The organism is Streptomyces albidochromogenes, from assembly GCF_005981925.1.
In the GTDB taxonomy this organism is placed as follows: Bacteria; Actinomycetota; Actinomycetes; order Streptomycetales; family Streptomycetaceae; genus Streptomyces; species Streptomyces albidochromogenes.
The window spans coordinates 1-7682 of sequence record NZ_VBVX01000295.1 but is presented as its reverse complement, the minus strand read 5'-3'; the positions used below and the strand labels follow the sequence as shown (position 1 = coordinate 7682).

The following is a 7682-nucleotide window of genomic DNA, read 5'->3' as shown; positions in this document are numbered from 1 at the left end:
GGGGTGGGGCGCGGTCGGTCTAGGGGTGGTGCGGCCCCAGTCTCAGCGACTGCGGCGACGGTTGTTGGTGCTACCCCGGCATCTCGGCGTAGGCATGCACCCCGGCCGGTGGGCGGACGGCCTGTGGGTGCTGCGCGGCCCTGGAACGGCGCCTACCGCACAGTTCCTGGCGGCGGTCGCCTCTCCGGTCTCATCGGTCACACGGGTAGTGGCTGGGAGTGTGGTCTGGGGGTTTTGGTTCGTTGCGGTCGGTGGCTGGCCTGAGGGCGCGGTCACGACTCCTGTTCCCGGCATTGTTCACCTCTGCTTCAAAGCTTGTCCAGAAACATTCGATGGACCTGACCATTCCCTGGGTGTGACAGTCGGTCCATGACGACGAACTCCGCGCAGGCCGAAGACCCGCACGCCAACGACGCCGCACCCTACGGGGGTGGCGATCCGTACGCCGATTACCGGGGTGGGGACTTTCCCTTCACCGAGCTCGTCGACCTGGCCGACCGGCGTCTCGGGGCCGGGGTCGTCGCCGCCAACGACGAGTTCTTCGCCGAGCGCGAGAACCTCCTCGTCCGCGAGCGCGCCGTCTTCGACCCGGAGCACTTCGGGCACAAGGGCAAGATCATGGACGGGTGGGAGACCCGTCGGCGGCGCGGTGTCGACGGTGCGCATCCCTTTCCCGCGCCCGACGACCACGACTGGGCCGTCGTCCGCCTCGGCGCTCCCGGCGTCATTCGCGGCATCGTCGTCGACACCGCGCACTTCCGGGGCAACTACCCGCAGCGCGTGAGTATCCAGGCCGCCGCCGTGGAGGGGTCGCCGAGCCCCGAGCAGTTGCTCGCCGCCGACGTGAAGTGGGAGGAGATCGTTCCCGTGACGCCCGTGCGCGGGCACGCCGCCAACGGGTTCGAGATCAGCAGCGAGCGCCGCTACACGCACGTCCGGCTCTGCCAGCACCCCGACGGCGGGGTCGCCCGGCTCCGGGTGCACGGCGACGTCGTGCCCGACCCGCAGTGGCTCGACCTCCTCGGGACCATCGACCTCGTGTCGGTGCTCAACGGGGGCGTGTACGAGGACGCTTCCGACAAGTTCTACTCGTCGCCGACGCAGATCATCCTGCCGGGGACCTCGCGGAAGATGGACGACGGTTGGGAGAACCGCCGGCGCCGGGTCCGCGACACCAACGACTGGGTGCGGTTCCGCCTCGTGGCGCAGGGCGCGATCCGCGCCGTCGAGATCGACACGGCGTACCTCAAGGGCAACTCGGCCGGCTGGATCGCCCTCAGCGGGCGCAACGGCGAGAACGGCGAGTGGTTCGAGATCATCCCGCGCACCAAGCTCCAGCCCGACACGCTGCACCGCTTCAAGCTCCCGGCCCAGGCTGTCGCCACACACGTACGGCTCGACGCCTTCCCCGACGGCGGCGTCGCCCGGATGCGGCTCCACGGGGCGCTCACCGAGCAGGGGGCGGCCGACCTGCGGGCGCGGTACGAGGACGTCGCCGGGCAGTAGCCAACAGACCCCGCCCGGCGGCCGGCAGCGGCACAGCGCCCGGCCGTCGGGCGGTTTCACGCGCGAGAGGGCGCTCCCCGGTGGGGGAGCGCCCTCTTTGCTCAGGCCGCGGCGTCCGCCGCCTGTGCCTTCAGGGCGCGCTCGATGCCCGAGCGGGACTCCAGGACCAGGCGGCGCAGCGCCGGGGTCGGGTCCGCCGAGGCCAGCCAGGCGTCCGTCGCGTCCAGCGTGGCCCGGGAGACCTGGACCGCCGGGTACAGGCCGACCGCGATCTGCTGGGCCATCTCGTGGCTGCGCGACTCCCAGATGCCCTTGACCGCCGCGAAGTACTTCTCCGTGTACGGCGCCAGCAGCTCGCGCTGGTCGGTCTGGACGAAGCCGCCGATCAGGGCCTCCTGCGTGGAGTTCGGGAGCTGGTCGGAATCGATGACCGACGCCCACGCCTCCGCCTTGGCCTCGGCCGTCGGCCGTGCCGCACGGGCCGAGGCCGCGTGCAGCTCGCCCGCCGACGTCCTGTCGCGCTCCAGCTCCGCCGCGATCACCTTCTCGTCCGCCCGGCCCGTGGCCGCGAGGCGTCCGACGAACGCCCAGCGCATCTCGGTGTCGACGGCCAGGCCGTCCACCGTCTGCGTGCCGTCCAGCAGGCCCTGGAGGAAGTCCAGCTGGTCGTCGGTACGGGCCGTGGCGGCGAACGCCCGCGCCCACGCCACCTGGTGGTCGCTGCCCGGCTCGGCCGCGCGCAGGTGCTCCAGCGTCGCCGCCGTCCACCGCGCCAGGCCCGTCTCGCGCCACTGGGGCGCCGCGTACAGCTCCAGGGCCAGCTTCGCCTGGCGGTGCAGGGACTGCACGACGCCGATGTCCGACTCCTTGCCGATGCCCGAGAGCACCAGCGCCAGGTAGTCGCGGGTGGCGAGCTCGCCGTCGCGCGTCATGTCCCACGCGGCCGACCAGCACAGCGCGCGCGGCAGGGACTCGGCGAAGTCACCGATGTGCGCCGTGACCATGGCCAGCGAGTCCGCGTCCAGACGCACCTTCGCGTAACTCAGGTCGTCGTCGTTGAGGAGGACCACCGCCGGGCGCGGCGTGCCCGCCGGGAAGGGGACCTCGGTCAGCTCGGCCGCGTCCACGTCCATCTCGATGCGGTTCGTACGGACCAGCTTGCCCGCGCCGTCCAGGTCGTAGCAGCCCACGGCGATCCGGTGCGGACGCAGGGTGGACGTGCCCTTGGCGCCCGCCGGGAGCGCCGGGGCCTCCTGGCGGACGGCGAAGGAGGTGATGGTGCCGTCCGCGGCCGTCTCGATCTCCGGGCGCAGAACGTTGATGCCGGCCGTCTCCAGCCACGCCTTCGACCAGGTCTTCAGGTCGCGGCCGGACGTCTTCTCCAGCGCGCCGAGCAGGTCCGGCAGGCGCGTGTTGCCGAACGCGTGCGCCTTGAAGTACGCCTGCACGCCCTTGAAGAACTCGTCCTGGCCGACGTACGCGACGAGCTGCTTCAGGACGGAAGCGCCCTTCGCGTACGTGATGCCGTCGAAGTTGACCAGGACGTCGTCCAGGTCACGGATCTCGGCCATGATCGGGTGCGTGGAGGGCAGCTGGTCCTGGCGGTAGGCCCAGGTCTTCTCCGAGTTCGCGAACGTCGTCCACGCGTGCGGCCACTTGGAGCCCTCCGCGTGCGCCTGGCAGGCGACCGACGTGTAGGTGGCGAACGACTCGTTCAGCCACAGGTCGTTCCACCACTCCATGGTGACCAGGTCGCCGAACCACATGTGCGCCAGCTCGTGCAGGATGGTCTCGGCGCGCCGCTCGTACGCCGCGTCCGTCGTCCGCGAGCGGAAGATGTACTGGTCACGAATGGTCACCGCGCCGGCGTTCTCCATCGCGCCCGCGTTGAACTCCGGCACGAAGAGCTGGTCGTACTTCGCGAAGGGGTACGCGTAGTCGAACTTCTGCTGGAACCAGTCGAAGCCCTGCCGCGTGACGTCGAAGATCTCGTCCGCGTCGAGGAACTCGGCGAGCGACGGACGGCAGTAGATGCCCAGCGGCACGCTCTGGCCGCTCGCGTTCTCGTACGAGCTGTGGACGGAGTGGTACGGGCCGACGATCAGCGCGGTGATGTACGTCGAGATGCGCGGTGTCGGCTCGAAGACCCAGACGTCGTCCGTCGGCTCCGGCGTCGGGGAGTTCGAGATGACCGTCCAGCCCGACGGGGCCTTCACGGTGAACTGGAAGGTCGCCTTCAGATCCGGCTGCTCGAAGGACGCGAAGACGCGGCGGGCGTCCGGCACCTCGAACTGGGTGTAGAGGTACGCCTGCTGGTCGACCGGGTCGACGAAGCGGTGCAGGCCCTCGCCCGTGTTCGTGTACGCGCAGTCGGCGACGACCTTCAGCTCGTTCGGGCCCGCTTCGAGGTGCTTGAGGGCGATCCGCGAGTCGCGGAAGACCGCGGCGACGTCGAGCGACTTCCCGTTCAGCACGACCTGGTGCACGGCGGGCGCCACCAGGTCGATGAAGGTCTCCGCCCCGGCCTCGGCGGACTCGAAGCGCACAGTGGTCACGGACCTGTACGTGCCGCCCTCCTGCGCGCCGCTCAGGTCGAGCTCGATCTCGTACGCGTCAACAGCGAGCAGGCTCGCCCGCCGCTGGGCCTCTTCGCGGGTCAGATTCGTGCCAGGCACCCGGTCATCTCCTCGGTATGTGTCGTTTTTCGCCATCCTTCCACGCCGTCCGCACGATGGCTGCTGAGTCAGCTCGCAGCTGACAGGACGCGATGTCCGAAGTCCGCCAGCACGTCATTGGCGCGGTGGCCAGGCTGGCCGTATGACCACGCACCCCTTCCTCGCTGTCCCTCCCGGCGCGCTCCGGCAGCTCCGGGCCGTCGACGACGCCGGGCGCGCCTGCGTCCCGTACACCGACGGGGAGGGCGGCGCGCCGCTGCGCTGCTGCCTGCGCCCGAGCGGGGCCGGCGAGCGCGTCGCCCTCGTGTCGTACGCGCCGCTGCGCCGCTGGGCGGCCGGCACGGGCGCCAGGCCCGGGGCGTACGACGAACAGGGACCCGTCTTCGTCCACGCCGAGGAGTGCGGGGGCCCTCAGCCGGCCGACGGCTACCCCTTCGCACGGCCGGGCGCCCTGCGCACCGTGCGCTGCTACGACGCCGGGGGGCGCATCGTCGGCGGCCGGCTGCTGGAGATTTTGGACGACGCGACGGCGGCCTTCGACGCCGCGTTCGCCGAGGCATTCGCCGACCCGGAGGTGGCGCTGGTGCACGTACGCGCCGTCGAGTACGGCTGCTTCCTCTTCGAGGTACGCCGCCCCTGAGCAGCGCCCGGTAGCGCGCCGTCGGCCGGCACAGCGGCATCCCGCCGCGCCCGGCGGCGGCCGACGTCAGGCGTCGTACCGGCCGGGCGCGGAACGGCGGGGCCGGGCTCCGGGGAGCCCGGCCCCGCCGGAGGTGAGAACGAAGGGGTGGAGAGGGTCAGCCCTTGAGCTCGGCCGCCACCAGCTCCGCCAGCTGCACGGCGTTGAGCGCCGCGCCCTTGCGCAGGTTGTCGCCGGAGAGGAACAGCGCCAGGCCGTTGTCCACCGTCTCGTCGCGGCGGATGCGGCCGACGTACGAGACGTCCTTGCCGGCGGCCTGGAGCGGCGTCGGGATCTCGGAGAGCGCCACACCGGGGGCGCCGGCCAGCAGCTCGGTCGCGCGCTCCACGCTCAGCGGGCGCTCGAAGCGCACGTTGACCTGGAGCGAGTGGCCGGAGAAGACCGGGACGCGCACGCAGGTCCCGGAGACCTTGAGCTCGGGGATCTCCAGGATCTTGCGGGACTCGTTGCGGAGCTTCTGCTCCTCGTCGGTCTCGAAGCTCCCGTCGTCGACGATCGAGCCGGCCAGCGGCAGGACGTTGAAGGCGATGGGGCGCTTGTAGACGCCCGGCTCGGGGAACTCGACGGCCTCGCCGTCGAAGGTGAGCTGGTCGGCGTGCTCGGCGACCTTGTTCGTCTGGCCGTGCAGCTCGGCCACACCGGCCACACCCGAGCCGGACACGGCCTGGTAGGTGGTGGCGACCATCGCGGTCAGCCCCGCCTCGACGTGCAGCGGCTTGAGGACCGGCATCGCGGCCATCGTGGTGCAGTTCGGGTTGGCGATGATGCCCTTGGGGCGGTTCGCCACCGCGTGCGGGTTGACCTCGGAGACGACCAGCGGCACGTCGGGGTCGCGGCGCCAGGCCGAGGAGTTGTCGATCACGACGGCGCCCTGCGAGGCGACCTTCTCGGCCAGGGCCTTGGAGGTCGCGCCACCGGCGGAGAAGAGCACGATGTCCAGGCCGGAGTAGTCGGCCGTCGAGGCGTCCTCGACGGTGATGTCCTTGCCCTGCCAGGTGATCGTGGAGCCCGCGGAACGGGCGGAGGCGAAGAGGCGCAGCTCGTCGGCCGGGAACTCGCGCTCGGCCAGAATGCTGCGCATGACTGTGCCGACCTGACCGGTGGCTCCGACGATTCCGACCCTCACGAGGACTCCTTCGTGCGTACGAACGTGTTGCAGGCGGCTGACCTGGTGCTGCCACCCATCATGCGTCTCTCCAGGGCGGACTTGTCCAATCCATTGTCCGGCCCCTGGACGCCGTGACCAGCGTCACCTCAGCTCGAAACCCCAGCGGCCGCCGGTCCTGATCTGGAGGAATCCGGTGGGGAAAGTGTGCAGGCCGGGGCCGGTGGTGATGCGCCGCACAGGCTCCAGACGCTCGTCGAGCGCCCATACGACGGTGAGGTCGGGGTTCCCGCGCGACTCGTGCGTGAGCATCATCTCGACCTCGGGCCCGGTGTTCCGTACGACGGCGTAACCGTGTCCGCGGAGCGCGTCGCCGAGGACCGGGGCGCTGTCGGGGGACACCGGCTCGATCTGCCAGCCGGTCGCCGCGGAGGCGACCACCAGGACGTAGCAGTAGCCCGCGTCCGCCACCCAGAGCGGTCCGACGACCGGGCGGCGCCTGCCCCGGGTGTCGCCGGAGATCACCGCCCTGCCGGTCGCCTGCACGGTGCGGGTGGTGAGCGGGTCGTCGTCGGACGTGGTGCGGCGCAGGCCCAGCAGCGCGGGCGGGCCGTCGTAGCGCAGGACCGCGCTGCCGGTGCCGGCCAGCGGGCCGGTGAGCGCCGGGGCGGCGGCCGCCGGGTGCGGGTTCAGATTCCAGTCGACGGCGTTGTCGACCCGCAGCCGGACCTCGGGCTCTCCGTGGCGGAACAGCAGGGTGCGGCCGTGCGGACCGTGGTCGGAGCCGCGCAGGAGGCGTTCCTCGTCGTCGTACTCGTCCAGCATCACCACCTCGTAGCCGAAGAGGGAGCGGTCGCTCTGGATCGTGTACTCCAGGACGGCGGGGTGGCCCGGGTTCGGGTTGGTGAGGGTGAGCGTGCCGGCGCCGCGGCCGTGCCGGGCGCCCGGGCCCCCGGCGGCGGCCGCGTTCATGTCCGGCAGCGGGCGGGGGGTGAGCGACCAGGGGCCGTCCGCCTCGACCTTGATCACCAGCGGGCCCTCGGTGAGGGGGACGGTCTGCCGCAGCGGGCCGGTCTCGTTGACGAGGAGCTCGTAGTCGTCGTCGAACTTCTCCGGCCGGCCCGAGCTGGACACGCCGAAGTAGCCGCCCTCGTCCTCGTCGCCGTCGAACGTCACGTCGAGGTCGGCCACGGGGCCGCCGTAGACCAGCACCTCGGGGCCGAAGCCGCGGATGCCCTGGCCGACGCCGCGCGCGACGGACAGCGGCTGCACCATCACGGTCCAGTCGTTGTCCGCCTCGACCTTCAGCCGGAGCGGGCGGTCGGCGCGGTTCTGTACGAGCGCCCGGCCGCGGAAGGTGGCCAGCGTCGTGTTGAAGAGCAGCTCGTCGTCGCGGTTGCGGCGGTCGAGGGTCTCGACGCAGAAGTAACCGTCCCCCTCGTGCCAGCCCTCGACGATCACCGGGCCAGGCGGAACGGGCGCGTCGACGGTGACGACATCGTTGCCGCGGCCGCGCCGTACGAAGGCAGGGAACTCGGGACCGAAGGCGTGGGGCACGCGGTCCTGGACGGGCGCGGCGTCGCGCACGGGGGCGTGCGCGGCGACCGGGGCGGCGGTGTGCACGGGCGCCGGGCGGTGCGCCGCCGGCGGTACGGGCGCGTGCACCGGCGCCGCGTCGTACGGCTGGGGCCGGGGC

4 protein-coding genes and 1 pseudogene are annotated in these 7682 nt (G+C 71.9%); 2 read left to right on the top strand and 3 right to left on the bottom strand.

What is annotated here, in order from left to right; all coding sequences use genetic code 11:
• Window positions 1-369 precede the first annotated feature (369 nt).
• Complete coding sequence (gene alc, locus E2E34_RS27795; protein WP_138904646.1) at window positions 370-1506, top strand: allantoicase; 1137 nt, start codon at window positions 370-372, stop codon at window positions 1504-1506.
• A gap of 101 nt (window positions 1507-1607) precedes the next feature.
• On the opposite strand, the gene pepN is transcribed toward alc, so the two are convergent.
• A complete protein-coding gene (gene pepN, locus E2E34_RS27790) occupies window positions 1608-4181 on the bottom strand; it encodes an aminopeptidase N (RefSeq protein WP_138904645.1) in 2574 nt (857 codons plus the stop codon).
• Window positions 4182-4323: 142 nt separating this feature from the next.
• Between pepN and E2E34_RS27785 the strand changes: the two genes are divergently transcribed.
• Window positions 4324-4821 carry a DUF1203 domain-containing protein gene (locus E2E34_RS27785; RefSeq protein ID WP_138904644.1) on the top strand — a complete coding sequence of 166 codons (498 nt, stop codon included), beginning with the start codon at window positions 4324-4326 and terminating at the stop codon, window positions 4819-4821.
• A gap of 157 nt (window positions 4822-4978) precedes the next feature.
• Here E2E34_RS27785 and E2E34_RS27780 read toward each other — a convergent pair whose 3' ends face one another.
• Window positions 4979-6007 (bottom strand): aspartate-semialdehyde dehydrogenase, encoded by a 1029-nt coding sequence (locus E2E34_RS27780; protein ID WP_138904643.1) that lies wholly within the window; start codon window positions 6005-6007, stop codon window positions 4979-4981.
• A gap of 123 nt (window positions 6008-6130) precedes the next feature.
• A pseudogene (locus E2E34_RS35670) lies at window positions 6131-7682 on the bottom strand (hypothetical protein); the annotation flags it as partial.

Excerpts from the sequence above, each read along its gene's own strand:
- alc (WP_138904646.1), top strand. The coding sequence starts at position 370 with ATGACGACGAACTCCGCGCAGGCCGAAGACCCGCACGCCAACGACGCC.
- E2E34_RS27785 (WP_138904644.1), top strand. The coding sequence starts at position 4,324 with ATGACCACGCACCCCTTCCTCGCTGTCCCTCCCGGCGCGCTCCGGCAG.